At 41.6% G+C, this 26,203-nt stretch carries 21 protein-coding genes; 11 read left to right on the forward strand and 10 right to left on the reverse strand.

Annotated elements, in window-relative coordinates; genetic code table 11:
- Window positions 1-226: 226 nt before the first annotated feature.
- Window positions 227-2,998 (forward strand): DNA polymerase I, encoded by a 2,772-nt coding sequence (polA, locus tag CZ809_RS17620; protein ID WP_080158850.1) that lies wholly within the window; start codon window positions 227-229, stop codon window positions 2,996-2,998.
- Window positions 2,999-3,178: 180 nt separating this feature from the next.
- On the forward strand, window positions 3,179-3,226 hold the full coding sequence (spfP, locus tag CZ809_RS21600; protein WP_438616993.1) for a small protein SpfP: 48 nt from the start codon (window positions 3,179-3,181) through the stop codon (window positions 3,224-3,226).
- Window positions 3,227-3,899: 673 nt separating this feature from the next.
- Here spfP and yihA read toward each other — a convergent pair.
- Complete coding sequence (yihA, locus tag CZ809_RS17630) at window positions 3,900-4,568, reverse strand: ribosome biogenesis GTP-binding protein YihA/YsxC (protein ID WP_080158851.1); 669 nt, start codon at window positions 4,566-4,568, stop codon at window positions 3,900-3,902.
- Window positions 4,569-4,724: 156 nt separating this feature from the next.
- Between yihA and CZ809_RS17635 the strand changes: the two genes are divergently transcribed.
- From CZ809_RS17635 to hemN, 5 genes are all read left to right on the forward strand, one after another.
- A complete protein-coding gene (locus CZ809_RS17635) occupies window positions 4,725-5,342 on the forward strand; it encodes a c-type cytochrome (protein ID WP_080158852.1) in 618 nt (205 codons plus the stop codon).
- Between the two features lie 902 nt (window positions 5,343-6,244).
- Complete coding sequence (locus CZ809_RS17640; protein WP_080158853.1) at window positions 6,245-6,886, forward strand: class I SAM-dependent methyltransferase; 642 nt, start codon at window positions 6,245-6,247, stop codon at window positions 6,884-6,886.
- The gene (yihI, locus tag CZ809_RS17645; RefSeq protein WP_080158854.1) at window positions 6,886-7,437 is read left to right on the forward strand and encodes a Der GTPase-activating protein YihI; all 552 of its coding nucleotides are present in this window, start codon (window positions 6,886-6,888) and stop codon (window positions 7,435-7,437) included. The genes CZ809_RS17640 and yihI overlap by 1 nt, the downstream gene beginning before the upstream one ends.
- A gap of 3 nt (window positions 7,438-7,440) precedes the next feature.
- A complete protein-coding gene (locus CZ809_RS17650; protein WP_080158855.1) occupies window positions 7,441-7,920 on the forward strand; it encodes a DUF2489 domain-containing protein in 480 nt (159 codons plus the stop codon).
- Window positions 7,921-8,071: 151 nt separating this feature from the next.
- The gene (gene hemN / locus CZ809_RS17655; protein ID WP_080158856.1) at window positions 8,072-9,445 is read left to right on the forward strand and encodes an oxygen-independent coproporphyrinogen III oxidase; all 1,374 of its coding nucleotides are present in this window, start codon (window positions 8,072-8,074) and stop codon (window positions 9,443-9,445) included.
- Between the two features lie 106 nt (window positions 9,446-9,551).
- On the opposite strand, the gene add is transcribed toward hemN, so the two are convergent.
- The 5 genes from add to glnA form a co-directional block, all read right to left on the reverse strand.
- A complete protein-coding gene (gene add, locus CZ809_RS17660) occupies window positions 9,552-10,556 on the reverse strand; it encodes an adenosine deaminase (protein ID WP_080158857.1) in 1,005 nt (334 codons plus the stop codon).
- Between the two features lie 132 nt (window positions 10,557-10,688).
- Window positions 10,689-12,101, reverse strand: a complete 1,413-nt coding sequence (gene glnG / locus CZ809_RS17665) for a nitrogen regulation protein NR(I) (protein WP_080158858.1) — start codon at window positions 12,099-12,101, stop codon at window positions 10,689-10,691.
- Window positions 12,102-12,126: 25 nt separating this feature from the next.
- Window positions 12,127-13,185, reverse strand: coding sequence for a nitrogen regulation protein NR(II) (glnL, locus tag CZ809_RS17670; RefSeq protein WP_144396205.1), 1,059 nt, complete (start codon window positions 13,183-13,185; stop codon window positions 12,127-12,129).
- 134 nt (window positions 13,186-13,319) lie between these two features.
- A complete protein-coding gene (locus tag CZ809_RS17675; protein ID WP_080158859.1) occupies window positions 13,320-13,895 on the reverse strand; it encodes a DUF4124 domain-containing protein in 576 nt (191 codons plus the stop codon).
- A gap of 133 nt (window positions 13,896-14,028) precedes the next feature.
- The gene (gene glnA, locus CZ809_RS17680; RefSeq protein ID WP_080158860.1) at window positions 14,029-15,438 is read right to left on the reverse strand and encodes a glutamate--ammonia ligase; all 1,410 of its coding nucleotides are present in this window, start codon (window positions 15,436-15,438) and stop codon (window positions 14,029-14,031) included.
- A 602-nt stretch (window positions 15,439-16,040) separates the two neighbouring features.
- Between glnA and typA the strand changes: the two genes are divergently transcribed.
- A complete protein-coding gene (gene typA, locus CZ809_RS17685; RefSeq protein ID WP_080158861.1) occupies window positions 16,041-17,867 on the forward strand; it encodes a translational GTPase TypA in 1,827 nt (608 codons plus the stop codon).
- A gap of 167 nt (window positions 17,868-18,034) precedes the next feature.
- On the opposite strand, the gene CZ809_RS17690 is transcribed toward typA, so the two are convergent.
- Complete coding sequence (locus CZ809_RS17690) at window positions 18,035-18,673, reverse strand: DUF2959 domain-containing protein (protein WP_080158862.1); 639 nt, start codon at window positions 18,671-18,673, stop codon at window positions 18,035-18,037.
- Between the two features lie 145 nt (window positions 18,674-18,818).
- Between CZ809_RS17690 and CZ809_RS17695 the strand changes: the two genes are divergently transcribed.
- Genes CZ809_RS17695 through CZ809_RS17705 form a run of 3 tightly spaced genes read left to right on the forward strand, consistent with a single transcriptional unit; the run spans window position 18,819 to window position 21,182 of the window.
- Entirely contained in the window at window positions 18,819-19,745 is a 927-nt protein-coding gene (locus CZ809_RS17695) for a virulence factor BrkB family protein (protein ID WP_080158863.1), read from the forward strand.
- Window positions 19,746-19,754: 9 nt separating this feature from the next.
- Window positions 19,755-20,192 carry a D-aminoacyl-tRNA deacylase gene (dtd, locus tag CZ809_RS17700; protein WP_080158864.1) on the forward strand — a complete coding sequence of 146 codons (438 nt, stop codon included), beginning with the start codon at window positions 19,755-19,757 and terminating at the stop codon, window positions 20,190-20,192.
- Window positions 20,193-20,252: 60 nt separating this feature from the next.
- Window positions 20,253-21,182: a bifunctional GNAT family N-acetyltransferase/hotdog fold thioesterase gene (locus CZ809_RS17705; RefSeq protein WP_080158865.1), complete on the forward strand. Its 930-nt coding sequence runs from the start codon at window positions 20,253-20,255 to the stop codon at window positions 21,180-21,182.
- On the opposite strand, the gene CZ809_RS17710 is transcribed toward CZ809_RS17705, so the two are convergent.
- The 3 genes from CZ809_RS17710 to hslO form a co-directional block, all read right to left on the reverse strand.
- Complete coding sequence (locus tag CZ809_RS17710) at window positions 21,089-23,116, reverse strand: AsmA family protein (protein WP_080158866.1); 2,028 nt, start codon at window positions 23,114-23,116, stop codon at window positions 21,089-21,091. The genes CZ809_RS17705 and CZ809_RS17710 overlap by 94 nt on opposite strands.
- A 172-nt stretch (window positions 23,117-23,288) precedes the next feature.
- Window positions 23,289-24,920 carry a phosphoenolpyruvate carboxykinase (ATP) gene (gene pckA / locus CZ809_RS17715; RefSeq protein ID WP_080158867.1) on the reverse strand — a complete coding sequence of 544 codons (1,632 nt, stop codon included), beginning with the start codon at window positions 24,918-24,920 and terminating at the stop codon, window positions 23,289-23,291.
- Window positions 24,921-25,251: 331 nt separating this feature from the next.
- A complete protein-coding gene (gene hslO, locus CZ809_RS17720; RefSeq protein ID WP_080158868.1) occupies window positions 25,252-26,130 on the reverse strand; it encodes an Hsp33 family molecular chaperone HslO in 879 nt (292 codons plus the stop codon).
- Between the last annotated feature and the right edge of the window lie 73 nt (window positions 26,131-26,203).

A 26,203-nucleotide genomic window follows, 5' to 3' on the forward strand; every position in this document is an offset into this window, starting at 1 on the left:
ATCATGAGTAATTTTTATTTTCAGATAAAAAACGATCAACTGGAGTAAATTAAATACTAACAAAGTTATCCACAGAAAATGGACGAATAACACAAAACAGCAGTTAACAGTTGCGGTTGAGCATGGCATTCTAGTAAATATTGCATTTTTTCTGTGGTGTAGGGATAAAATTGGTCGATAATAGACCTAACCTGAACTACTTTCGCTCGGATATAAGAATAACCCTATGGCTACGATTCCTGAAAATCCATTGATCCTTATTGATGGATCCTCTTACCTTTATCGCGCTTACCATGCCGCACCCAATTTCACTAATTCAGACGGTGAACCAACAGGTGCAATTTATGGTGTGGTTAATATGTTACGCAGCATGTTACGTCAGTTTTCAACTGATCGTATTGCGGTTATCTTTGATGCTAAAGGTAAGACATTCCGTGATGATATATACCCTGAATATAAAGCTAATCGCCCACCGATGCCGGATGATCTTCGCGGTCAGATTGAACCATTACATGCAGTGATCAAGGCGATGGGATTGCCGTTGATCGCGATCTCTGGCGTTGAAGCGGATGATGTGATCGGTACGTTGGCAACTCAGGCTTCTAAACAGGGAATGCCGGTATTGATCAGTACTGGTGATAAAGACATGGCGCAACTGGTTGATCAACATGTTACTTTGATCAATACCATGACGGATGTAGTGATGGATGCCGCTGGCGTTAAGGACAAATTTGGTATTGGCCCTGAGCTGATTATCGATTACTTAGCGTTAATGGGGGATAAGGTTGATAATATTCCTGGCGTTCCTGGTGTCGGTGAAAAAACGGCGACAGCATTATTGCAAGGTCTTGGTGGCTTAGATACTTTGTATGCCAATCTTGATGATATTGCGCCGCTAGGCTTTCGTGGCTCAAAAACCATGGCTAAAAAGCTGCTTGATAATAAAGAAGCGGCTTACATGTCGTATAAATTAGCGACTATTAAGCTGGATGTTGAATTAGAACTTGCCCCTGAACAATTATGCAAAGGCGTACCAGACACTGACGCACTGACTGAATTGTTTGGTAAATTACAGTTCCGTCGCTGGCTAACTGAAATGTTGGATGGCAGTGATGGCCGCATTGTTGCTGATGAAAGTGCCGCAACCACCACAACTGAGCCAAAAGTTGTTGCACCAACCATTGATCGTAGTGGTTATGAAACCGTACTTGATGAAGTAAGTTTTAATAACTGGGTAGCCCAGTTAAAAAATGCCGACGTATTTGCGTTTGATACTGAAACTGATGGTCTTGATTACATGACAGCCAATTTAATTGGGGTTTCATTTGCGGTAGAAGAAGGTAAAGCGGCTTATGTCCCTGTGGCTCACGATTATTTAGATGCGCCAGCGCAACTTGATCGTGATTGGGTGTTAGCACAATTAAAACCATTATTAGAAGATAAGACTTTAGCTAAAGTCGGTCAGAATTTAAAATTTGATGCCAGCATTGTTGCGCGATATGGCATTGATATGCAGGGTATTAAATTTGATACCATGCTTGAATCTTATGTTTATAACAGCGTTGTCGGTCGCCATGATATGGACAGCCTTGCGCTGCGTTATCTTGAGCATAAAAATATCAGTTTTGAAGAGATTGCGGGTAAAGGTAAAAAGCAATTGACCTTTAACCAAATCGATCTTGAGCAGGCGGGTCCTTATGCTGCTGAAGATGCTGATATTACGTTACGCCTTCACCATGCGTTATATCCAAAAGTTGCCGCTGATGAAAAGCTGAATAAAGTGTTTGAAACGATTGAAATGCCGTTAGTCCCTGTTTTATCTCGTATGGAACGTACTGGTGTTTATATTGATAGTGCTTTGTTAGGCGCGCAATCTATCGAGTTGGCACAAAGGTTAGATGAAATTGAAAAACTGGCTTACGAATTAGCAGGTGAAGAATTTAATTTAAGTTCTCCTAAGCAATTACAAGCAATCTTGTTTGAGAAAATGGCTTTACCAGTTATTAAAAAAACTCCATCAGGCACACCATCGACCAATGAAGAAGTGCTACAAGAACTTGCTTTAGATTACCCATTACCAAAATTATTATTAGAATACCGTGGCTTAGCAAAACTAAAATCCACTTATACTGATAAATTGCCCAAAATGGTGAATGTAGCAACTGGTCGAGTTCACACGTCTTATCACCAATCTGGAACCGTAACGGGACGCTTGTCTTCAAGTGAGCCGAACCTGCAAAATATTCCGGTTCGTAATCAAGAAGGACGTCGTATTCGTCAAGCGTTTGTTGCCAAACCGGGCTATAAAATTCTTGCTGTCGACTACTCTCAAATTGAATTGCGTATTATGGCGCATCTTTCTGGTGATCCAGCGTTATTGGATGCATTCCGTCATGGTAAAGATATTCACGCAGCAACGGCGGCGGAAATTTTAGGATTAGCGATTGATGATGTGAGTACCGAACAACGTCGACGTGCAAAAGCGATCAACTTCGGACTGATTTACGGCATGAGTGCATTTGGTTTAGCCAAGCAACTTGATATGGGTCGTAATGAAGCACAAGATTATATGAATGTGTATTTTGAACGCTACCCTGGCGTTTTAGAATACATGGAAAGTACCCGTAATAGTGCGGCTGAGTTAGGTTATGTTGAAACTCTATTTGGTCGTCGTTTGTATCTTCCTGATATTAAAGCGCGTAATGGCTTACGTCGTAAAGCTGCTGAACGCGCAGCGATTAACGCCCCAATGCAAGGTACTGCGGCTGATATTATTAAATTAGCCATGATTGCGGTTGATGAATGGGTACAACAGCAACCACAAGGGCAAGTTAGTTTGTTAATGCAAGTACACGATGAATTGGTGTTTGAAGTAGAAGCCTCAGTATTAGACAGCGTTACCGCTAAAGTACGCGAGTTAATGGAGCAAGCGGCAACCTTAGCCGTACCATTAATTGCCGATGCGGGTTGTGGCGATAACTGGGATCAAGCTCACTAATTAATCAGGTTGTATCTTGATTATAAAATTATAGCTGATCGTAAGATTGGCTATTTTTTTGTTAAAATTAACAACACTTATGTAAAAATTACTTACAATATTATGAAAAAAAACTACAACAAAGACTTCCAAAAACTGAGCAATTGATATACAGTTGATGACGTAGGGTACAGAGGTAAGATGTTCTATCTTTCAGACCTTTTGTTTCACGTTATTGGATTTGGCTGATTCAGCTGCCCCAGTCTATTTATTGGACTGGGGCGTTTTTTATGGTGCCAACATCAAATTTATCTGCGCTATAGCGATATTCTCGCATTAATTTCCTTTTTTATTATTTCTATCTCGATGTTTATCGCGGCTTATTTGTGTTTGTTTTTTACACTAAAGTGACAAGATTGCTGATTTTTTATGATAAGCCTCACTTATTTTTGGTTGGTTGATCTATCTTTGAGGCTGATTTGTATTTGTTAGCGCATTTTTTAGAGCAAATACTTTAAATTTAAAATGGGCAGGCTATAATAGTCACAGCTTCTTGTTCATATTTGGTTTTGTGGGTTAGTGATGATCACTAGCCGACAAACAAAGACATGGAATAGCCATTCTCGACATTGAGAATGGCTTTTTTTTTGGTTTTTTTTTAAACAACCAATGATGTAATTTTATTCCACAAAAAGATTAAATTATTAACAATTAGCAAACTTGTTTTTTGTCTAAAATAATGTGTTGTCATCAATTGGATTAGCAGAATTTAATCGGGAGAGTGTTAGGAGTACGACGATAGATGTCTTTTAAGATGATGTACTGCAAGTGGTGATCATGAGTTTTATCGAGTGAAATGTTCACCATTAACCCCACCAAAAATGATGGGGCTAGATGTTATTTATTGCATTGTGTAATGGTTTTATTCTGCAGAGGGTAGATTAAAAACATCACTATCGTCAGCGGCCAGTACACGTTGACGTTCTAGTTCTGGTGCATACCATTCATCAAGTTTACGACGAACTTGATCAACGCCAATCCCTTTCAATGAAGAGAAAGCTTCAACCTGAACGTTACCGCCAAATTCTTTCGACATTTCACGGATTTTTAATACTTGTGCTTTACGCGCACCGCTTTTTAATTTGTCAGCTTTAGTTAGCAATACTAAGACTGGCAAACTGCTTTCAATCGCCCAATTAATCATTTGCTGATCAAGATCTTTCATTGGGTGACGAATATCCATCAGAACCACTAAACCTTGTAAACATTCACGGCGTTGTAGGTATTCACCTAATGCTTTTTGCCATTTCAGTTTGAGTTCAAGTGGTACTTGAGCAAAACCGTAGCCAGGTAAGTCAATCAAGTTACAGCCGCCAATGACTTCAAACATGTTGATTAATTGAGTACGGCCCGGGGTTTTGGAAGTACGAGCCAAACCTTTTTGATCGGTTAGGCGATTTAGTGCACTTGATTTACCCGCATTGGAGCGACCAGCAAATGCGATCTCAACGCCGGCATCTTGTGGCAAGTGACGAATATCCGGTGCACTTGTGATAAAACTGGTATTTCTATAGTTGAGAGGTTGATTCACTGTTAACTCCGTCAAGCGCTTATGTTGTAAAAAAAGCGCTTTTTTGTGAAATTGTCTAAGATATATTAAACCGTGTTTGGTTTATGGTCGTATTGTATACCATGTCACTGAGCATTACTTGTGGTACGGAAGCTCTATAATTATAAATGGAATGTCATGAAAAAATTAGTTTTAATATTTACCCTTGTGGCAAGTTATTCTGCTTGGGCACAAGGTGATGTCGATGCGGGTAAATTAAAAGCTACCACCTGTGTTGCATGCCATGGTAGTGACGGTAATGCAACAATAGGTCAATACCCTAAGTTAGCAGGTCAACATGCTGATTATTTAGCGAAGCAACTTGCTGATTATAAATTAGCAGTGACCAGCAGTGGCGCTCAAGGTCGTAGTAATGCGGTTATGGCGGGTATGGCTGCTGCACTCTCCGCTACCGATATGGCTGATCTTAGTGCTTATTTTTCCTCTCTGCCTCTTTCTGGCAATACCACCCCTAAAAATGTCATTGCGATAGCTGAGCCTTTATACCGTTTTGGTGATCCTGAGCGGGGTATTGCCGCGTGTATCAGTTGTCATGGCCCACGCGGTAATGGCACCAGCTTATCGGGTTTTCCCAAAATTTCGGGCCAAAATGCACAATATACTCAATTACAGTTACAAGCATTTCGCTCCAGTGCCCGTAATAACGACCTCAATGCCATGATGCGCTCGGTGGCTGTTAAGCTCAGTGATGATGAGATTTCAGCACTCTCCGCTTACGTTGGTGGTTTACATTAGAAGTAAAATGATCCTTATGATGACAAACGTTGCTTAATATTACTGTTTATTAATATTTTAGTAACGGTGGATTCGCCTGTAGGGTTGTAAGAGATCGACCATTGCAAAGGGAGGTTATAATGATTTGATTTGTAGTCGATTATTTTTTTGTTTTATAGAACAGAGACTTGTTTATTGACGACAATTGCAGATTAAAAAGTGTGATCTTGATACATTGTTTTAATGATGGCTTCAGGTAAATTACTCCCTGTCGACAAGGAGTGTGACACAGGAAGGAAGCGCTAGGATAGCTTAAGCAGTGACGCTTAAAGGAATCACAGGAAGTCTGGTCAGGAGACCAGGGTAGACGCGGGATGCGTAAGGATTGTCAAGGTAGACACTCAAGGAAAGAACGTAGCTATTATAATATAGCTCAGGTACATCAGGATGATGTATCGCATAAGGATGGTGGTATAGTTATTGGAGCGTAACATTGCGATAGGGATCGCCAACTTAGGATGAGTTGTGAAGCCATGGATGGGTATAAATGGACGCGAAAAATCACTAGGATAGTGACGAACGATATTGGCATGGATAGCAATTATAATAAATGGATATTTGTTAAACCGGGACGTTGCTTGCTGGTTACGGAAAGACTAGACAGAATTATAAGCTCATAGCTTACCCCATAGAGCGATAGGTGCAGACCTGTCGCTTTTTTTTTCGTCCAAATTTCGTGGTAAGTGATGGTTATTATTATGATTTGGATGTGATATTTTACTTTTAGTTTCGATAAAATAGCCGAATAAATTGAACAATTTGTCAGCAGAACTACATCTTAACCGCAATTGGGTATAGAATAGCCCGCTCGATTTTGCACCGCTGCTGCTGTTCGTCAACATTCAGTCGTTGTGGAGAAGACAATGGATAGATGTCCACTTTGTAAGAGTAAAGATAATCGCTGGTTGGTGGCAGACACTAAACGTGATTATTTTCGTTGTTTACACTGTGCATTAATTTATGCCGATCCAACAACTCATTTAACGTCGTTCCAAGAAAAATCTGTTTATGATCAACATCGGAATAACCCTGATGATGCAAGTTATCGACAATTTTTAGGGCGATTAGCAACGCCACTTGTAACTCGATTACCATCACCACCGTTATTGGGGTTGGATTTTGGTAGCGGTCCAGGGCCGACCTTGTCAGTGATGTTGGCTGAAATGGGGTATACTATGACAATCTACGATCCCTATTTTGCGGCACAACCCGCGGCATTAGACGGTCAGTATGATTTTGTTACTTGCACAGAAGCAATCGAGCATTTTTATCAGCCTGCGAAGGAATGGGGGCTGTTGCTACGTTTAGTCAAACCCGGCGGTTGGCTTGGGATCATGACCAAACTAGTAACCGACACTGATGCCTTTGGGCATTGGTACTATAAGAACGACCCAACCCATGTTAGCTTTTTTAGTCATGATACGTTTTGCTTTTTAGCGCAACGAGATGGTCTTGAAGTTGAGTTTGTTGGAAATGATGTGATTTTGCTGAGGAAACCCCAGTAATGACCCGTAAGAAAAGAGCGCGCACCGTAGGTTCAGAAGGCCCTGCTGTATACCGTGAGAAATCAAATAGTAAAGTTGATGTTGAGACACGTGAACGCCAAAAAGCGAAAAAACGTAAAGGCTTAAAATCAGGAAGTCGTCATTCTGCTGTTGAAGATAATAAACAGCGTAATGGTGGTCAGAAAAAAGATCCACGTTTAGGTAGTAAAAAATTAGTTCCGCTAATTGTTGAGCCTAAAAAGCCCCAAACAAAACAGCAACGTCGTTTATCTGCTGAGCAAGAACTTGCGATGCTAGAAAATGATGCACAATTGATGGTATTACTCGATCGAATTGATGCTGGTGAAAAATTAGGTTCTGGCCTACAAAAACAAGTTGATCTTAAGTTAGACCGTATTGAACGTCTAATGAAGCAACTTGGTTTATTAGATGATGTTGAAGAAGAAGCATCAGCGCCTGTTGCAAAAAGTGCTAAATCTAAACCTCGTTCAGATGATGATTTATTAGCGCAATTTGAAAATATGGATTTTGATAATTTCGATAAGGAGTAACCGTTGCAGGGAATCACACTTCTATTTGTTATTGGTGGCGTCATTGTTGCTGGATTAGCACTTTACGCTGGATTGTTATTAGCTAAGCTTTATAAACAGCAACAACGGCATAAATTGTTTTTGGCACGTGCTGCTGAGCAACAAGCTGAAGCAATCAAAGCTAGAAACGACAATATATTAGAAAGCGTCTTTATTATCGCAATGGCATGTAAACAAGAACAATGTGATATGTCTGAAGCCGCGATTCGGTTATATAAATTAATGGAAGTGTTGCAAGCAGATAAACAAGTTGATTTTGCCGCAACGTATCCGGCCTTAACCGACTTGTACCAAGTGGTTAAAGATATGCCGCGAGGCGATGCGCGCCAGCTAATAGAAAAACAAAGCCGAATGCGACTCGATCTTGAACGCATGAAAGCGGAGTCCCGTCTACAAGCTGAGATTAAACTTGAATTGGATGCCATCCTGTCAACTAAGGTTTAACTCGTCATCGTTATTATTAACACCGCCATTTATTGGCGGTGTTTGTTTTTGTTCAGAGTGTAAATTGAGCAGCAGGGAAGGGATGGGTTTTACTTTTCACCAAATGGTGACACACTCTAGTTATTCTACATTCACACATTGGAACAATGTCATGTCAAATGAGCAGATTATTTGGGATCAGGCCCTGATTGAAAAATATAATTATTCAGGCCCGCGTTATACTTCTTACCCGACCGCACTAGAATTTAATCAAGCATTTACTTCTACTGAATTTGAGATGGCATGTCAGCAATATCCTGATCGTAAACTATCGCTTTATATCCATATTCCCTTTTGTCATAAGCTTTGTTATTACTGTGGCTGTAATAAAATCATTACTCGCCATCAGCACAAAGCCGATCAATATTTAGATGTGCTTGAGCAAGAAATTAAGCAACGTGCGACTTTGCTTGGCGATCGTCATGTTAGCCAGTTACATTTTGGTGGTGGTACGCCCACATTTTTAACAGCAACTCAAATTACTCGGTTAATGACAGCACTACGCAGTGCATTTAATTTTGATGCTGATGCTGAAATCAGTATTGAAGTTGACCCTCGTGAAATTGAATTGAGTATTCTTGATCACCTTCGCAGTGAAGGCTTCAACCGTTTAAGTATCGGAGTGCAAGATTTTAACAAAGATGTACAGAAGTTAGTTAACCGTGAGCAGGATGAAGATTTTATTTTTGCGATGGTAGAGCGTGCACGTGAATTAGGTTATCGCTCAACTAACCTCGATTTAATTTATGGCTTACCATTACAAACTCAAGCATTATTTGCTGAGACATTGCAGCAAGTATTAACTATGAAGCCTGGGCGATTATCGGTGTTTAACTATGCTCATATGCCGACTTTGTTTGCAGCCCAACGTAAAATTCATGAAGATCAGTTACCGTCAGCGACAGAAAAATTAGCGATTTTACAAGATACGATTGCAACGTTAACGGGGGCAGGGTATCAGTTCATTGGCATGGATCACTTTGCACTACCAAATGATGAGTTAGCTGTTGCGCAGCGTGATGGTATTTTGCACCGTAACTTCCAAGGCTACACCACTCAAGGTGATTGTGACTTGTTGGGTATGGGGGTTTCTGCTATTTCAATGATTGGTGATTGTTATGCGCAGAACCAAAAAGAGTTGAAGTTGTATTATAGTCAAATGGCAGAGCAGCAAACGGCATTGTGGAAAGGGGTAACCTTAGACGCGGATGACTTGTTACGTCGTGAAGTCATCAAAGCACTCATTTGTAATTTCCAGTTAGATAAACGAGCGATTGAAACTGAATTCAATATTGATTTTGATAGCTACTTTAGCGAAGACTTACAATTATTGCAGACATTCATTAATGATGAATTAGTGACTGTGGGTGACAATATTATTTATGTTGAGTTAAAAGGCCGTTTATTGATTCGTAACATTTGTATGTGTTTTGATAAATATTTACGTGTTCGCGCTCGTCAACAGCAATTCTCACGTGTGATTTAAGCCTTACTCATGTGCTATAAAAAACGCCTCGGTTTCACGTGAAACCGAGGCGTTTTGTTATGTGTATCATTGGTCGTTAGCGCAGTATTATTATCACTTGTTATGATTAGCCACGTTTACTGGCAATATCACGTAGCGCCTGCTTTTCTGTCGCAGATAAGAATGCTAGTTCTAGTCCATTGATTTGCGCTTGACGAATTTGAGCGCCGCTTAAGCCAACTTTTGGCGCAGCAACTTCATATTCATAGGGCAATTCAATGCCTTCAACCGCAGGATCATCGGTATTTAAGCAAGCTAAAATACCGTGCTCAAGGAAAGCTTTAACAGGGTGTTGAGTAATGTCTGCTACAGTACTGGTTTGAATATTAGAAGTAATGCAAGATTCAATACCAATGCGATGTTCAGCAAGGTAATCCATTAATTTAGGATCGTTAACCGCTTTGACACCGTGACCAATACGGACAGCGCCAAGCTCATTGATTGCTTGCCACATACTTTCAGGCCCAGCTGCTTCACCCGCATGCACCGTGATTTGTAATCCTGCATCACGTACTTGTTTAAAGTGCGAGATAAACTGAGTGCCGGGTTGGCCAAGTTCATCACCTGCAAGGTCAATCGCAACTAATTGGTCTTTGTGGCTAAGCAGAGCATCAAGTTCTTGTTGGCAAGCTTGAGTACCAAAAGTACGGCTCATGATACCAATCAGGTTCGCTTTAATACCAAAGTCACGGCAACCTGCGGCAACACCATCCGCAACAGCTGCTACAACACCAGCAATCGGCAGGTTGTGTTTCATCGCCATATAGTACGGTGAGAAACGTAATTCAGCGTAATCAATTTGAGCATTAAGTGCGTCTTCAACGTTCTCGTAAGCAACACGACGACATGCCTCTAAATCACCTAATACCGCTACACCCCAATCTAATTTACTTAAGAAGGCAACTAAACTTGGTTCCGCTTCAACAATTTGCACGTGTGGGCGCAAGGCTTCAATTTCTGTTGCTGGCAGGGCAATATTAAATTGCTGACCAAGTTCTAAGATAGTTTGGGGGCGAATATTGCCATCAAGGTGGCGGTGAATATCCGTTAGTGGAAGATCTTTGTTTATCATGATTATTATACTTTCCAAAGATAATGGTGACCTAAGTATACGCAATCACTAAATGACATTCACCACTGTTGCAGATAAATGTGCATTGGTGCAAATTGATACCACCGTCAGATCGTACTGTTATCATAAATTTTAATCATGAATGTGTAATTCTTTCAGTTTGCGGGTGAGGGTATTTCGGCCCCAACCGAGTAATTTTGCCGCTTCTTGTTTATGACCATGAGTGTGCTGTAAAGCTGTTTCCAGCAGAATTTTTTCAAACTGTGGCAGTGCTTCTGCTAATAAGTCAGTTTCGCCTTGCTGCAAAGCATGTTGCGCCCATCGTTCTAAGCCTTGATGCCAGTGTTGAGGTTCTGTATCGGCACTGGTGGTAACTGTTGTCTCGGTGATTTCTAGCGGTAAATCTGATGGCAATATTTCATTACCACTGGCCATGACAGTGAGCCAACGACAGATATTTTCTAATTGACGCACATTACCCGGCCACGGTAGTTGGGTTAGCTTTTCTGAGGTTTGTGGGTGCAGTGATTTTACTTCGACGCTGAGTTCATCAGCGGCACGTTGTAAAAAGTGGTGTGCCAGTTGAGGAATATCTTGGCGACGATCTTTGAGTGATGGCAAATGAACTCGAATCACATTTAGACGGTGAAAGAGGTCTTCACGAAAATCACCAGCGGCAACCAGTTGTTCTAGATGTTGGTGTGTGGCCGCAATAATACGTACATTGACCTTAACTGGTGCATGTCCACCAACGCGATAAAATTGCCCATCAGCTAATACACGGAGTAATCGTGTTTGAATGTCCAATGGCATATCACCAATTTCATCGAGAAACAAAGTGCCGTCATTGGCTTGTTCAAACCGACCTTGGCGAACACTATTGGCGCCGGTAAAAGCCCCTTTTTCGTGACCAAACAGTTCTGATTCGATTAAGTCTTTAGGTATCGCAGCCATATTGAGCGCAATAAATGCGTTATTACTGCGTGGGCTGTGACGATGCAATGCATGGGCAACTAATTCTTTACCTGTGCCAGATTCGCCATTAATGAGCACTGAAATGGATGAGCGAGATAAGCGTCCTATCGCACGAAACACCTCTTGCATCGCTGGTGCTTCACCAATGATTTCGGGAACCTGTTTTGGTTCTATCGTTGGTTGTTGCTGACGTTTTTGCTCTTGGCTATGGCTGAGGGCGCGCTCAACTAAGGTGACGGCTTCATCAATATCAAATGGTTTGGGCAGGTACTCAAACGCACCGCGTTGATAAGCATTAACTGCGGCATCAAGATCAGAATGTGCCGTCATAATAATCACTGGGAGAGTGACGTAATCTTGCTGAAGTTGTTTTAGTAATGTAAATCCATCAGTGCCAGGCATTTTAATATCAGACACTAATACGTCGGGTACACTGCGCTCTAATGCGGCCAATACGCTATCAGCATCAGCAAACGTTTCGCATTTCATACCGGCATTGATGAGGGTGCGCTCTAATACCCAACGAATGGAGCTGTCATCATCAACAACCCAGATTAATCCTTTGCTCATAATAAAATTCCTATGGTTGTCAGTGTTATGACTTAATCGGTAAATGAATAGTGAAATTTGTATGCCCCGGCCAGCTAAAGACTTCAATTTTTCCTTGATGCTGATCGATCAAATTTCGAGCGATGGATAGACCTAACCCCGTTCCACCTTCGCGGCCAGTCACCATGGGATAAAATAAGGTGTCTTGAATATCGGCGGGAATACCTGGGCCATTGTCGATGATTTCAATGGTGGCGGTAACACGGTGGCGTACCCCTTGAATTAAACTTTGATGCGCAGTGCGGGTTTTTAATTTAATGGTACCGCCCCTTTGACCTTTCAACGCTAATGCCGCGTTACTAACAATATTTAATAATGCTTGTTCCAGTTGTTCAGCGTCCATATTGATGTCGGGTAAACTTGGGTCGTAATCACGTTCAATATTGATCGTGTCATCAGTTTCGATATTGACGAGTTGACGCACTTTTTCTAGCACTAAATGAATATTGTCGGTTTTGCGAATTCCCGGTCGTTGCGGGCCTAACAAGCGATCGACTAAATTGCGTAACCGATCCGCTTGCTCAATGATCATTTGGGTATATTCGTGATAGCTTTTATCGGGTAAGGTTTTTTCAAGTAATTGTGCAGCCCCACGTAAACCCCCGAGCGGATTTTTTATTTCATGGGCCAAGCCTCGCACTAATTCTTTAGCCGCTTGTTGTTGCGCATGTTGATTTAACTCTTGGCTAATACGACGTTGTTGATCAATCGGTTTTAATTCTAAGAGAATCAGCAGCTGTTTTTGCCATGAGATGGGACTGGCATTTGCTCCCAATAAGTGCCGTTGACCATCTATCACAAACGTAACATCGCTATCTGCGAGTCCTTGACCGCTGTGAAGGGTTGCTTTGACTTGCTCAAGATCGAGTGAGCTGTATTGCAATAATTTAGCTAATGGTGAATCGATTAAGCGCCGCTTACTGGACGATAATAATTGTTCAGCTGCAGGATTGACGTAACGAATCACTAACGCTTCATCAAGTAGCACAATGGCGGTGACTAAATTGTCGAGAATTATGGGTGTAAAGCTGGTATTCACAATCATTATCCTTATCGATAGCTAAGCAAAAGATCGTTGGTGCAGATGCACACCCGTCGCCGTTAGCTGATGCACCAAAATGGTGCATGTCAGTGTACTCGGTTTAACAGCGAACAGGCAGGATTTATTGTAAATAGGCGTTAACGAGGTTGAATTGGACTGTTTTTAGGACGTGCCTGTGATACGCGATGTAAATAAACCGTAATACTTTCAGATGAAGCAAGGATCTTGCCATTTTTAAGTAATTGGATTTGAATTTGATGACTGCCTCGATCGATATTGGTCAATAGCCAAGTTAAGTCGGTTTGAGACCCGCCATACGCTTTACCATCTATCACTAGCTGTGCTTGCAAGTGTTTATTAAGCTTACGGTTACTGACTGCTCGCACTTTAATATCACCGTCATTACTGCGAATGGTTTGCTGATGTACTGGGGCTAGCAGGCTAATGGTAGCGGCAGGAAGTGGGGGTTCAATATCGGTAGCAATTGATATTAGTTCGACATTGTCTGCTTGAGTCATGTTGATTGACGTTGATTGCATGCTGGGTTGTACTTCAGTGACGGAAAGTTCAACTGTACTGGCTTGGGGAGTTCCGGGAGTATCACTAAAATGGACTACACCATTATCATCAGTCCAAGAATAAATTGTTGTTGCTACGGCGGTACTCGCAGCTGTTGTAAATAACAGCATAGATACCAGATTAATGAGTTTCATCCGTTAACTCTCCAGCAAGACCTTGATGGTCAATAAGTCCTTTATTGTTGCCGCTTTTGTTATGGGAGCAAGATCAAAAAGGCCTGCGTGTGAGGCAGGCCTAAATCTTCACTGTTCAGTTTAAATGTATTACTTAAACAGAGTAGTAAAGTTCAAATTCTAATGGGTGTACTGCCATATTGATTTTCTCTACATCTTGCTCTTTTAGGGCGATGTAAGAATCAATAAAGTCGTTAGAGAATACGCCACCAGAGGTTAAGAATTCACGGTCTTCGTCAAGCGCTTGTAGTGCACCTTGTAGTGACTCAGCTACTTTTGGAATCTCTGCCGCTTCTTCTGCTGGTAGGTCGTATAGATCTTTATCCATTGCTTCGCCTGGGTGGATCTTATTAGCGATACCATCAAGGCCAGCCATTAGCATTGCAGCAAACGCGAGGTATGGGTTGGCTGCTGGATCACCAAAGCGTACTTCGATACGACGTGCTTTTGGACTTGGTACGACAGGAATACGGATTGATGCAGAACGGTTACGCGCTGAGTAAGCCAGCATAACAGGTGCTTCGTAGCCTGGGACTAGACGCTTGTATGAGTTAGTTGCTGGGTTAGCAAACGCATTGATTGCACGTGCGTGTTTGATAATACCACCGATGTAGAACAGTGCCATTTCTGATAGGCCGCCGTACTTATCGCCTGCAAATAGGTTAACCCCATCTTTAGCCAGTGACATGTGAACGTGCATACCAGAGCCATTATCACCAACCAGTGGTTTAGGCATAAAGGTTGCTGTTTTACCAAACGCGTGTGCCACGTTATGAACAACATACTTATAAATCTGAATTTCATCAGCTTTATTGGTTAACGTATTGAAACGGGTTGCGATTTCGTTTTGACCTGCGGTTGCTACTTCGTGGTGATGAGCTTCAACAACCAGTCCCATCTCTTCCATGATCAAACACATTGCAGAGCGAATATCTTGTGATGAATCAACAGGAGCAACGGGGAAATAACCGCCTTTAACGCCAGGACGGTGACCTTTGTTACCACCTTCAATTTTTGTGCCGCTGTTCCATGCCGCTTCAATGTCATCAATCTTAAAGAATGAACCAGACATATCAGTATTGAATCGAACGTCATCAAATAGGAAGAATTCTGGCTCAGGGCCCACTAAAACATTGTCAGCAAAACCAGCTGAACGCATGAACTCTTCTGCGCGTTTAGCGATTGAGCGAGGGTCACGATCGTAGCCTTGCATTGTTGCAGGCTCAAGAATATCACAACGAATGTTTAGGGTTGCGTCTTCTGTAAATGGGTCCAGTACCGCACTTGCTGCATCAGGCATCATCACCATGTCTGATTCATTAATGCCTTTCCAGCCAGCTACAGAAGAGCCATCAAACATTTTACCTTCTTCAAAAAAATCAGCATCGATTTGGTGAGATGGAATAGAAATGTGCTGCTCTTTACCTTTGGTATCGGTAAAACGTAGGTCAATAAACTTAACTTCATTTTCCTGGATCAGCGCTAGTACGTTTTCAACTGACATCTTGAGTAACCTCCGGTGTTATTTAGGGCGATGGCCGCAAACTTAAGTGCTCATACTGTGGTGAGCGAATCTGAAAGTATTAAAGCGAAAACCATGCCAACTTTTAAAAGCCCCTAATAATGCGTGTTTAAGGCAATTAGGTGACTTTTTCCTCTCCTGGTTTGCACTATTATGGTGAGCGTTTGCACCGGTTTGGTGCAACAATGGTGCATATTGAAAGTGATACAATATTGACCAATATACTTCGCCATTTAATAGTTCCACTACTATGGTGATGAGGGCAAATATTGTCAATCAACCCAGAGATAATTAGGTATTTTTATTGCTAAATAATCGTCATTAAGCTGTAACTAAAAAGTGATCAAGATCGCATTTTTGATTGGTTTTAGACTAATTTATCGTATCAATATGAGGGTTAAGAAAAATAAAAATAGCCAAAAAAGTGAGTAAAAATGCGGCTCTAGAGGAAGTTGCGAAAAAAGCTGGTGATATAAATCACATATTTCGTGGGTTTTGGAGTAAAATCTGTTAAATTATGAGCCGTTTTTTTAATCAAGTAGCCTCTATTAAGACGCTGCATGTTCTGAGTGAATGTGAAACTAATGTCTAATCAACTGATCGATAACTTAAGAAATATCGCAATTATTGCTCACGTTGACCACGGTAAAACTACCCTGGTTGATAAACTTCTACAGCAATCTGGCACGTTAGAGGGTCGCGGCGAAGCCGAAGAACGTGTGATGGATTCTAACGATATCGAAAAAGAGCGTGGCATTACCATTCTTGCTAAGAACACAGCAATTAATTGGAATGACTACCGCATCAATATCGTAGACACCCCTGGACACGCAGACTTCGGTGGTGAAGTTGAGCGTATCATGTCTATGGTTGACTCTGTATTACTGATCGTTGACGCGGTTGATGGCCCAATGCCTCAAACACGTTTCGTAACGCAAAAAGCGTTTGCATACGGTCTTAAGCCAATCGTTGTAATCAACAAGATTGACCGTCCTGGTGCACGTCCTGAGTGGGTTATGGATCAAATCTTTGACCTATTTGACAACCTAGGCGCAACTGACGAGCAACTAGACTTCACAACAGTTTACGCTTCTGCGCTAAACGGTTGGGCAACTATGGAAGAAGGCGTAACTGGCGAAGATATGGAACCATTGTTCCAAGCTATCGTTGATAACGTTGCAGCTCCTTGTGTTGACGTTGACGGTCCACTACAGATGCAAATCTCTCAACTAGATTACAGCTCTTACGTTGGTGTTATCGGTGTTGCTCGTATTGCTCGTGGTACTGTTGCTGCAAACCAACAAGTAACTATCATTGGTGCTGACGGTGCTAAGCGTAACGGTAAAGTAGGTACAGTTCTTGGTTACCTAGGTCTAGAGCGTCATGAAGTTACTGAAGCGAAAGCGGGTGACATCATTGCAATCACAGGTCTTGGCGAGCTTAAGATTTCTGACACTATCTGTGACGTAAACACTGTTGAAGCATTACCAGCATTGTCTGTTGATGAACCAACTGTAACCATGACTTTCCAAGTAAACACTTCTCCGTTTGCTGGTAAAGAAGGTAAGTTTGTTACTTCACGTAACATCCTTGAGCGTCTACAAAAAGAATTAGTACACAACGTAGCATTGCGCGTTGAAGAGACTGATAGCCCAGACCGTTTCCGTGTTTCAGGCCGTGGTGAACTTCACCTATCTATCCTGATTGAAAACATGCGTCGTGAAGGTTACGAGCTAGCAGTATCTCGCCCAGAAGTTATCATCAAAGAAGAAGATGGTAAGCTAATGGAACCGTTTGAAGTTGTAACTATCGATGTGGTTGAAGAGCATCAAGGTAGTGTAATGGAGAAAATCGGTATCCGTAAGGGTGAGCTAAAAGATATGGCACCAGATGGTAAAGGCCGTGTTCGCATGGACTTCATGATGCCTTCTCGTGGTCTTATCGGTTTCCAAACAGAATTCCTAACAATGACTTCTGGTTCTGGTCTTATCTACCATACGTTTGATCACTACGGTCCTCACAAGGGCGGTACTATTGGTCAACGTGCTAACGGCGTATTGATCTCTAACGGTACTGGTAAAGCGGTAACTTACTCGCTATTCAACCTACAAGAGCGTGGCCGTCTGTTCTCTGAGCACGGTGACGAAGTATATGAAGGTCAGATCATCGGTATTCATAACCGTGCAAACGATCTAACTATCAACTGTCTACGTGGTAAGCAGCTAACAAACGTTCGTGCATCTGGTACAGATGAAGCACAAACGCTTTCTCCTGCTATCAAGTACACTCTTGAGCAAGCTCTAGAATTCATCGATGATGACGAACTAGTAGAAGTAACACCAGAAAGCATTCGTATCCGTAAGAAACTTCTTACTGAAAACGATCGTAAGCGCGCAGGTCGTGGTAAGTAATTACCGCTAATCTGAACGATTACTAATACAATCCCTCGCTTGGCAACAAGCGGGGGATTGTTGTATCTGGAGTATGAAAATATTCTTGAGACAAAAAATATTTAAACAAAAAAAGAGCTAACATGGTTAGCTCTTTTTTTATGGTTATAGTATCGCAATTGTGCTGATTACTTTTTCAAGTGACCAATAAAACGATTTGATTCTGCAATGGCACTGTTCATATCACGAATAGCACCAGAGATTTCGGTTTGTAATGCATTAAACTGCCCTTGAAGTGAGCCTATTGCTGCCGCATTGAGGTTATGCTTAAGATATAGGGTGTTATCACGTAAAGTGTCTAAAACAGGCTCCATTTTCTTCTCAGCGCGTTTCATCGCAGATAGCATTTTATTGTAAGATACTTTTGTCGTTTGTAATTTACGTTGGCTATCACGTTTAAGGTTGGCACTTTTATACAATGACAGTTCTTGCTGCCATTCTTCAAACATAGCGTTGGCGACATCTTCAATGGCGGCAATACGATCATTAACATTTTTAACCGCGGCTTCACTGCTTTGATATTGGCTATCAATATCTTGATAAGCCGATTCAAGATCGCCACCATCAAATTGATTGAGTGCTTTTAGGCCATCAAGGGCGCTGGTAAATTGTTTTTGAGCGTTCTGTTGCGCTTGATTGGCATCTTCAACCCGATCAACCATGATATCGCGTTTATAAACTCCGACTTTTTCCATGGCTGAGTAGTAAGCTGTTTGACAGCCTGAAAGTAGGCTAACACTTAGAAAAAGTGCAATAAAATAGGGCATGTTTTGCTCCTTGGTGAAAGATGAAAAATAACAAAAATCACATTACCACTGAGTGCTAACGCAACGATTCAATAGATAAACTACAGTTACAGCGTGTCACGATAACATGGCTGTATTTGATAACGTATAGGTAGAATTCTCTATTATGGCTGACAAAAAACAACCTGTGAAATTTGTATTGTGGCAGCGATTGCCGCGAATAATGGAATATTTCAGCTATTTAATCCAGCGTGTAAATCATGACCGTTTAACTGTAATTGCAGGATCAATGGCTTATGTGAGCTTACTGTCATTAGTACCGTTATTAACCGTAATAATTTCGGCATTGTCGGTGGTGCCCGCTTTTGCTGGTGTTGGTAATCAAATACAGCAGTTTGTTATTACACATTTTGTACCAGCCGCCAGTGCGGTTGTGACCACTTATCTTAATGAATTTATTGTTAATGCCGGCAAAATGACCGTGGTTGGTATCGGGGCCTTATTTGTGGTTGCAATGATGTTGATTTCTTCAATTGATAAGTCGTTAAATTATATTTGGCGGGTGAAGAAAAAACGGCGTTGGATTATATCATTGGCGGTTTATTGGATGATCCTCACTTTAGGCCCGATTCTTTTGGGTTCAAGTATTGCATTGAGTTCCTATGTTGGCTCGTTGGTCTTGTTTGAACATCAAGCATTGCACGGTGTGGTGCAGCAGTCATTGCAATGGCTACCGTCAATGATGTCTGGTTTGGCTTTTTTATTGCTCTATGCGCTAGTGCCTAATTGTAAGGTGCTATTTAAACATGCGTTGCTAGGGGCGTTATGTAGTAGTGTCTTGTTTGAGTTGAGTAAAAAAGGGTTTGTGATTTATTTAGCACATTTTCATTCCTACCAAATGATTTATGGCGCATTGTCGGTGATCCCTATTTTGTTTGTATGGGTGTATTTGTGTTGGTGTATCGTATTATTGGGAGCAGAGATCACCGCAAGTTTAGGTGAACGTGGTTTTTGGGATGTTACTCAATCTCAATCACAATTACCGCCAACGACTGCAGTGACCAGCCGTGACAATGATTATAATGAAGATTAAGGAACAACAATGATTGCGTTAATTCAACGGGTAAGTGAAGCCTCAGTGACTGTTGATGGCACAGTAACGGGTGCTATTGGCTCTGGTTTGTTGGTGCTATTAGGGGTTGAAAAAGGTGATGATGAAACCAAAGCCCAAAAACTGCGGGACAAAGTGTTGGGTTATCGTATCTTCAGTGATGCTGACGATAAAATGAATCTTAATGTTCAGCAGGCGCAAGGTAGCGTGCTGGTGGTATCACAATTTACGTTGGCGGCAGAGACTAAAAAAGGTATGCGTCCTGGATTTTCGACAGGAGCTGCGCCGATTGAAGCTGAACGCTTGTACCAATATTTTGTCGAACAATGTAAGGCACAGCCAATTGTAACTGAAACGGGCGTGTTTGGCGCCGATATGAAGGTGGCATTAGTTAATGATGGACCGGTAACGTTTTGGTTGCAGGTTTAAACCTAGGGTTGTGAATTTACGCTTTTAATGGCTGTAGACAATTGAGAAGAGAGGGAATGCATGTTTCGATTAGTCACTCCGCAAACCGAACAACAGTTTGCACGTTATTATCATTTTCGTTGGCAAATGCTACGTCAACCATGGCAAATGCCGTTGGGATCAGAGCGTGATGCTTATGATGATGTCAGTGCACATCGAATGTTAGTTGATAATGATGACAACGTGGTGGCAATTGGACGTTTGTATATTACGCCAGATAATGAAGGGCAAGTGCGTTATATGGCAGTTGATACGGCGGTACAACACCACGGGCTAGGTGGAATGGTGTTAATGGCACTGGAATCGCTAGCACGTTATGACGGCGCTAAACGGTTAGTGTGTAATGCCCGTGAAGCGGCTATTCCCTTTTATATTAAAAATGGTTTTGAGAGTCGTGGTGAGTTAAGTGATGAGAGTGGTCCAATGCGGCATCAGCAAATGGTGAAACCACTGTCACCGTTGACGGATGTTGCTCGTCAGCCTCAATGGTGTCAGGAACTACAATCATTATGGCAAAGCCAGATACCGATTAGTGACAAAATGGGGATTAAAATTAACCAATACACCGGTTATCGATTTGAAGTTAGCGCGTTGTTCAATGCCAATATTAATCCCAATGAATTTATGTTTGCTGGCAGTATTTTTACCATGGCAACCTTAGCGGGCTGGGGCTTTATTTGGTTGTTGCTTAAAGAACGAGGCTTACAAGGTAATATTATTTTAGTTGATAGTCACATTCGTTACTCTGCCCCAGTCACTGAGCGTCCAATCGCGGTCACCACCCTTGAGCATTTACGTGGTGATTTTGATCGTATCACTCAACAGCGCAAAGGACGGATCACGGTTGATGTTAATGTTCAATGTGGCAAAACGGTTTCATCCACTTTTACAGGAACGTATTTAGTGTTACCTGTACACAATGAATCAACCGTTGAACTTGATACGCCTTGATGCCATGAACGGATCAGTTGCTGACAGCCCGTGGTTAATGTCAGTTGAAGTTGCTGCTGTTGGGAATTGACAAGATTCCATTGCCCCGCCATGTTTAATCCAAAATTATCACCAGTAATGGTTAATGGCGATAATTGGATGGTGCCATCTTGTGCCGTTATTGTCAGTGGCGGTGTTGTGAGTTGTAGCGGTGATGCGACAGTAGGCGTTGTTGCTGATTGACTCTCGACGGTAATATTCGATTGCTGCCATTGGGTTAATAATTGTTGAGGGGTGATATTATCTAATGCCAATTGACGCAAGGCAATATTAGCACTACCTGTTAAATGCGTATTAAAATCACGCCAACTACTGGCGTGACCGTTGAGTTTTATTTGGGTGTCGATTGCCCCTGTTAGTGGAAGCGGTAATGCTAACCAACGGTATAATATTTGGGCGGGTATGGTGTCGCCCATCATGGTTAATTGCCATGGTCTGTGCGGTGTTTCAAGTGACATTCGCGCGCGCGCTTTTAACATGCCGTGTTTAAATGGTAATACCAATTTATCTAACTGCCATTGACCAGCATTACTGTGCATGGTCGCGATGGCTTGGTTCATCACAATTTGATTGATACTGCCAAAGCCTAAGTTAGCCTCAATAGAACCTTGCCATAATCCCCACTGATTATTTTGTTTCAGTACCGTGTCTTGTGCATCAATATCAATGCCCGCTAATTGAAACGGAATATGAGAGGTTGATGAGGTGATTTGACTATTATTAATGTTGATTTTTTTTGCTATCACATCGGTGTATTGCTGCTGCCATTGTTGCCATTTCTGGTGCCAATTCTTCCCTACAAACCATTTAATACCACTGGCTTTTAGATCATTAATAAATAGTTGCTGTGGATCGATCCAGCCATCAACACGAACAAAACCTTGCATAATATGAGCTGACATACCGTGGCTGATTATTTGCTGAGGCATAAATTGTAATTCAGCTAATGGTTGCTCAAAATTAAGTTGTTGCCATTGGGCATGGCCGGCACTAAACGATAAGCGACTGTCTTTTTGCTGCCAGTAAGTGAGTGGCCACTGCCAATTTTTCAACGATAAATTAATATCATCGGCTCCCCACTGTGGTAACTCAATACTACTGTTGACTATATCGATACGGTTAAATGTAATGGTTTTTAAGCCTGTGATGGGGTGGCTAAGTTGCTGTCGCCAAGTATCAAATAATTGTTGGTCTTGTAGGTGAAAGCGACTGATAGTGAGTTGGTCTACCGTTAAATTGTGACTGTGATTATCTAGCTGAGCTTGGGCGGTGACCGTCGCTTGGTGCCACAGACCTGAAATACCATTAAATTGCCATTGTTGATCGTGTTTGTCAGCATTGAGTAGCAGTTGTTGTAATTGTAATTGGTGCCACTGGATGCTGGTGGCGCTCATTTTAAAGCTGCCGTTAAAGCTCTGCCACCACGGTGTATTTGGTTGAGGTGTTTGCCAATTATCCATTTCAATTACCCCGTGTTTAATCTTAAATTCAGGGGTGTTTATATTGGTGTTATTGAGTATTAAGCGCTTAACCGTTACGGGTGACGATTGACTGAATAGTGGCATGTTAACTGCGGTAATATTATTAATCTGAACACCGTCAAAGACTGGTTTATGGTCAGTAAGGCTGGATTTGGATAACCATAATGTAATGCTATCAGCGTTAAGCAATACCTGTTGGTGCTGGGTGATTTCTGCTCGTTCTAATGTGATTTGATAAGGGGTTCGAATATCGTAATCAATCTTTTTAGCGAACACTTGGTAAGGTGATAGGTGTGTGAGGGCAAAATTTAATAATGGTTGATTATAACGTGTATGTAATAACCCAATCAAAGTGGTCAAACTCACAACGACAATTAATATAAAAATAAGCACTACTTTGCTCAACAGTCGCATAATTTTTCCTTGTAAGCGGAAGGCATCAAATCAATATAAAGGCTTGTTGAGGGTGGGCGAAAAACCATTTTTTAGCAAGTGCTTTGACGGAGGCATTAATGTGAAATATGGTGATAAAAAAACAGCCCCTAATAAAAGAGGCTGTTAACGGATAATCCAATGAGGAGTGAAATTAACCGAGTTGTGGGCCTGCTGTGACTAATTGTTGGCCTTCTTGAGTATCAGTGTACTTATCAAAGTTAGTAATAAAGCGATTAGCTAAATCTTCAGCTTTGCTTTGCCACTGCAGTGGATCAGTGTAAGTATCACGTGGATCAAGAATCGTTGGATCAACACCTGGTAATGATGTTGGCACCGTTAGATTGAAGATTGGAATTTGCTTAGTATTTGCTTCATCAATTGAGCCATCAAGGATTGCATCAATGATTGCACGTGTATCTTGAATTGAAATACGTTTACCTGTGCCGTTCCAACCTGTGTTTACTAAGTAAGCTTCAGCGCCTGCAGCTTCCATACGCTTAACTAATACTTCTGCATATTGAGTTGGGTGTAGGGTTAGGAATGCATTACCAAAACATGCAGAGAACGTTGGTGTTGGTTCAGTAATACCACGCTCAGTACCCGCTAACTTAGCGGTAAAACCTGAAAGGAAGTGGTATTTTGTTTGTTCTGGTGTCAATTTAGATACTGGCGGTAATACACCAAAAGCATCAGCTGATAAGAAGATCACTTTATTGGCATGACCGCCTTTTGATACTGGCTTAACGATATTTTCGATATGGTAAATTGGGTACGAAACACGAGTGTTTTCAGTTTTTGAGTTATCGTCAAAATCAATTGAACCATTACCACGAACAGTAACGTTCTCTAACAAGGCATCACGACGAATGGCATTGTAGATATCAGGTTCTGCTTCTTTTGATAGGTTGATAGTTTTTGCGTAGCAACCACCTTCAAAGTTAAATACGCCGTGATCATCCCAGCCATGTTCATCATCACCAATTAATGCGCGTTTAGGATCGGTTGATAGGGTTGTTTTACCTGTGCCTGAAAGACCAAAGAATACTGCCACATCGCCTTCTTGGCTCATGTTGGCTGAACAGTGCATCGATGCAATACCTTGCAGTGGTAAAAAGTAGTTCATCATCGCGAACATACCTTTCTTCATCTCACCGCCGTACCATGTACCACCAATTAACTGCATTTTTTCGCTAAGGTTGAAAACGGTGAAGTTTTCAGAGTTCATGCCGTGTTCTTTCCACTTAGGGTTGGTGCATTTTGAGCCATTCATGATCACAAAATCAGGTTCAAAATTTTCAAGTTCAGCGTCTGTTGGACGAATGAACATGTTTTTCACAAAGTGTGCCTGCCATGCGACTTCCGTGATCACGCGAATACAAAGGCGAGTATCAGGGTTAGCACCACAATAACCATCAACAACAAAAAGGCGCTTGTTCGATAGTTGGTTGGTGACTAATTCTTTAAGATCTAGCCACGCGGTTTGAGTAAGGGCTTTGTTGTCATTCTTACCTTGATCTGACCACCACAATGTATCTTTGGTAGTGTTATCACGCACAATAAATTTATCTTGTGGTGAACGACCTGTAAAAATGCCTGTATCAACAGATACAGCACCCAGCTCAGTAACTATACCGCGCTCGTAACCTTCAAGTTCTGGTTTGGTTTCTTCATTGAAAAGAACTTCGTATGATGGGTTACGAATAACATCTGTAACATTGGTAATACCGTATTGGGATAAATCCATGTTGTTTGCAACCTTATTATCGACACAAGTAGTGATCATTGGTGCTCCTAGGGTAAGATGTTGTTTAACTGTCAATCATGCTAACAACCCTAAACCGCTAAATCAGGGACGGTCATCAAAAAACCGACCATCATTTTGTTAATTTTAGGTAAAAATGTCGAGATCGCGAGGGGTTTTATTTTGCTAAAATGTTAAATTTTATTTGTTGTGATAGTGGTCAATTTTTACGCTGTGTGATTGCAAAAAAAGCACAAATAAAGTTGAAATGTAAACTCGTATACGGTGTGGCGATGACAGGATTAAAAATAACAATAAAAAAAGCCGGCATTATTAGCCGGCCTTTAATGACAAAATGATGTGAGGTAGTGAATTAGTGAATTTGATCACTATCAGCAGCGCTAGCACTATTGTCACGTAGTGCTGCTACATCAATACTATCGAAATCATAGCTAGTGCCACAATAGTCACAATGCAGTGATACTTTGCCATCGTCAGCAATAATTTTATCAATCTCTGCTGGTTGAACACTCATGATTGCCGCGGCACTACGCTCACGTGAACAACCACATTCAAAGCTTACTGGTTGTGGTTCAAATAATTGCACTTGCTCTTGGTGGTAAAGACGATATAGCACATCTTGTGCTTCAAGCGTAAATAGCTCATCATCTTTAACTGTTTCAGTTAGCGCTTCTAAATGTTCAAAGTCGCCTTCTGTGCCGGTGCCATCTGGCATGATTTGTAATAACATTCCCGCCGCTTTTACTTGGTCGTCAATTGCGCCAGTACGTAACCAGATACGGGTTTTTAATTGCTCTGAATTTTTGAAGTAACTTTCAAGACACTCAGCCAGTGTATCGCCATCAAGACCCACAACACCTTGGTAACGCTCACCCTTGGTCGGCGTAATGGTGATCACCATATGACCTTTACCCATTAAGTCATGAATAGTTCCCGCTTTTACATCGCCATTCCAGCGCGCTACACCACGTAGTTGCTGATTATGATCGCCGTTGATTACCGCTAAGCTTACAGGACCATCACCTTGTACTTGAACGGTAATAGAACCTTCAAATTTTAAGGTTGCCGTTAATAGGCTGGTTGCTACCAATAATTCACCCAATAATGTTGCTACGGGTGCTGGGTAGTTTTTATCCGCAATAATTTGTTGGTAAGTTTGACTTACTTGTACCAATTCACCGCGAACAGCTGCGCCGTCGAAAAGGTAACGGTTTAAACTATCGTTTGTCATGAGTATGTATTCTCCAACTATAGAGCCAACCCAATAAAGGGATAAAATGAACAGTAATTACTTTATGGTCAAC

It is taken from the genome of Photobacterium piscicola (assembly GCF_900166965.1).
GTDB classification, from domain to species: Bacteria; Pseudomonadota; Gammaproteobacteria; order Enterobacterales; family Vibrionaceae; genus Photobacterium; species Photobacterium piscicola.

Bases quoted from the DNA above. Each gene is read 5' to 3' on its own strand.
- polA (WP_080158850.1), top strand. From the start codon at position 227: ATGGCTACGATTCCTGAAAATCCATTGATCCTTATTGATGGATCCTCT.
- CZ809_RS17635 (WP_080158852.1), top strand. From the start codon at position 4,725: ATGAAAAAATTAGTTTTAATATTTACCCTTGTGGCAAGTTATTCTGCT.
- CZ809_RS17640 (WP_080158853.1), top strand. From the start codon at position 6,245: ATGGATAGATGTCCACTTTGTAAGAGTAAAGATAATCGCTGGTTGGTG.
- yihI (WP_080158854.1), top strand. From the start codon at position 6,886: ATGACCCGTAAGAAAAGAGCGCGCACCGTAGGTTCAGAAGGCCCTGCT.
- hemN (WP_080158856.1), top strand. From the start codon at position 8,072: ATGTCAAATGAGCAGATTATTTGGGATCAGGCCCTGATTGAAAAATAT.
- add (WP_080158857.1), bottom strand. From the start codon at position 10,556: ATGATAAACAAAGATCTTCCACTAACGGATATTCACCGCCACCTTGAT.
- glnG (WP_080158858.1), bottom strand. From the start codon at position 12,101: ATGAGCAAAGGATTAATCTGGGTTGTTGATGATGACAGCTCCATTCGT.
- glnL (WP_144396205.1), bottom strand. From the start codon at position 13,185: ATGATTGTGAATACCAGCTTTACACCCATAATTCTCGACAATTTAGTC.
- CZ809_RS17675 (WP_080158859.1), bottom strand. From the start codon at position 13,895: ATGAAACTCATTAATCTGGTATCTATGCTGTTATTTACAACAGCTGCG.
- glnA (WP_080158860.1), bottom strand. From the start codon at position 15,438: ATGTCAGTTGAAAACGTACTAGCGCTGATCCAGGAAAATGAAGTTAAG.
- typA (WP_080158861.1), top strand. From the start codon at position 16,041: ATGTCTAATCAACTGATCGATAACTTAAGAAATATCGCAATTATTGCT.
- CZ809_RS17690 (WP_080158862.1), bottom strand. From the start codon at position 18,673: ATGCCCTATTTTATTGCACTTTTTCTAAGTGTTAGCCTACTTTCAGGC.
- CZ809_RS17695 (WP_080158863.1), top strand. From the start codon at position 18,819: ATGGCTGACAAAAAACAACCTGTGAAATTTGTATTGTGGCAGCGATTG.
- dtd (WP_080158864.1), top strand. From the start codon at position 19,755: ATGATTGCGTTAATTCAACGGGTAAGTGAAGCCTCAGTGACTGTTGAT.
- CZ809_RS17705 (WP_080158865.1), top strand. From the start codon at position 20,253: ATGTTTCGATTAGTCACTCCGCAAACCGAACAACAGTTTGCACGTTAT.
- CZ809_RS17710 (WP_080158866.1), bottom strand. From the start codon at position 23,116: ATGCGACTGTTGAGCAAAGTAGTGCTTATTTTTATATTAATTGTCGTT.
- pckA (WP_080158867.1), bottom strand. From the start codon at position 24,920: ATGATCACTACTTGTGTCGATAATAAGGTTGCAAACAACATGGATTTA.
- hslO (WP_080158868.1), bottom strand. From the start codon at position 26,130: ATGACAAACGATAGTTTAAACCGTTACCTTTTCGACGGCGCAGCTGTT.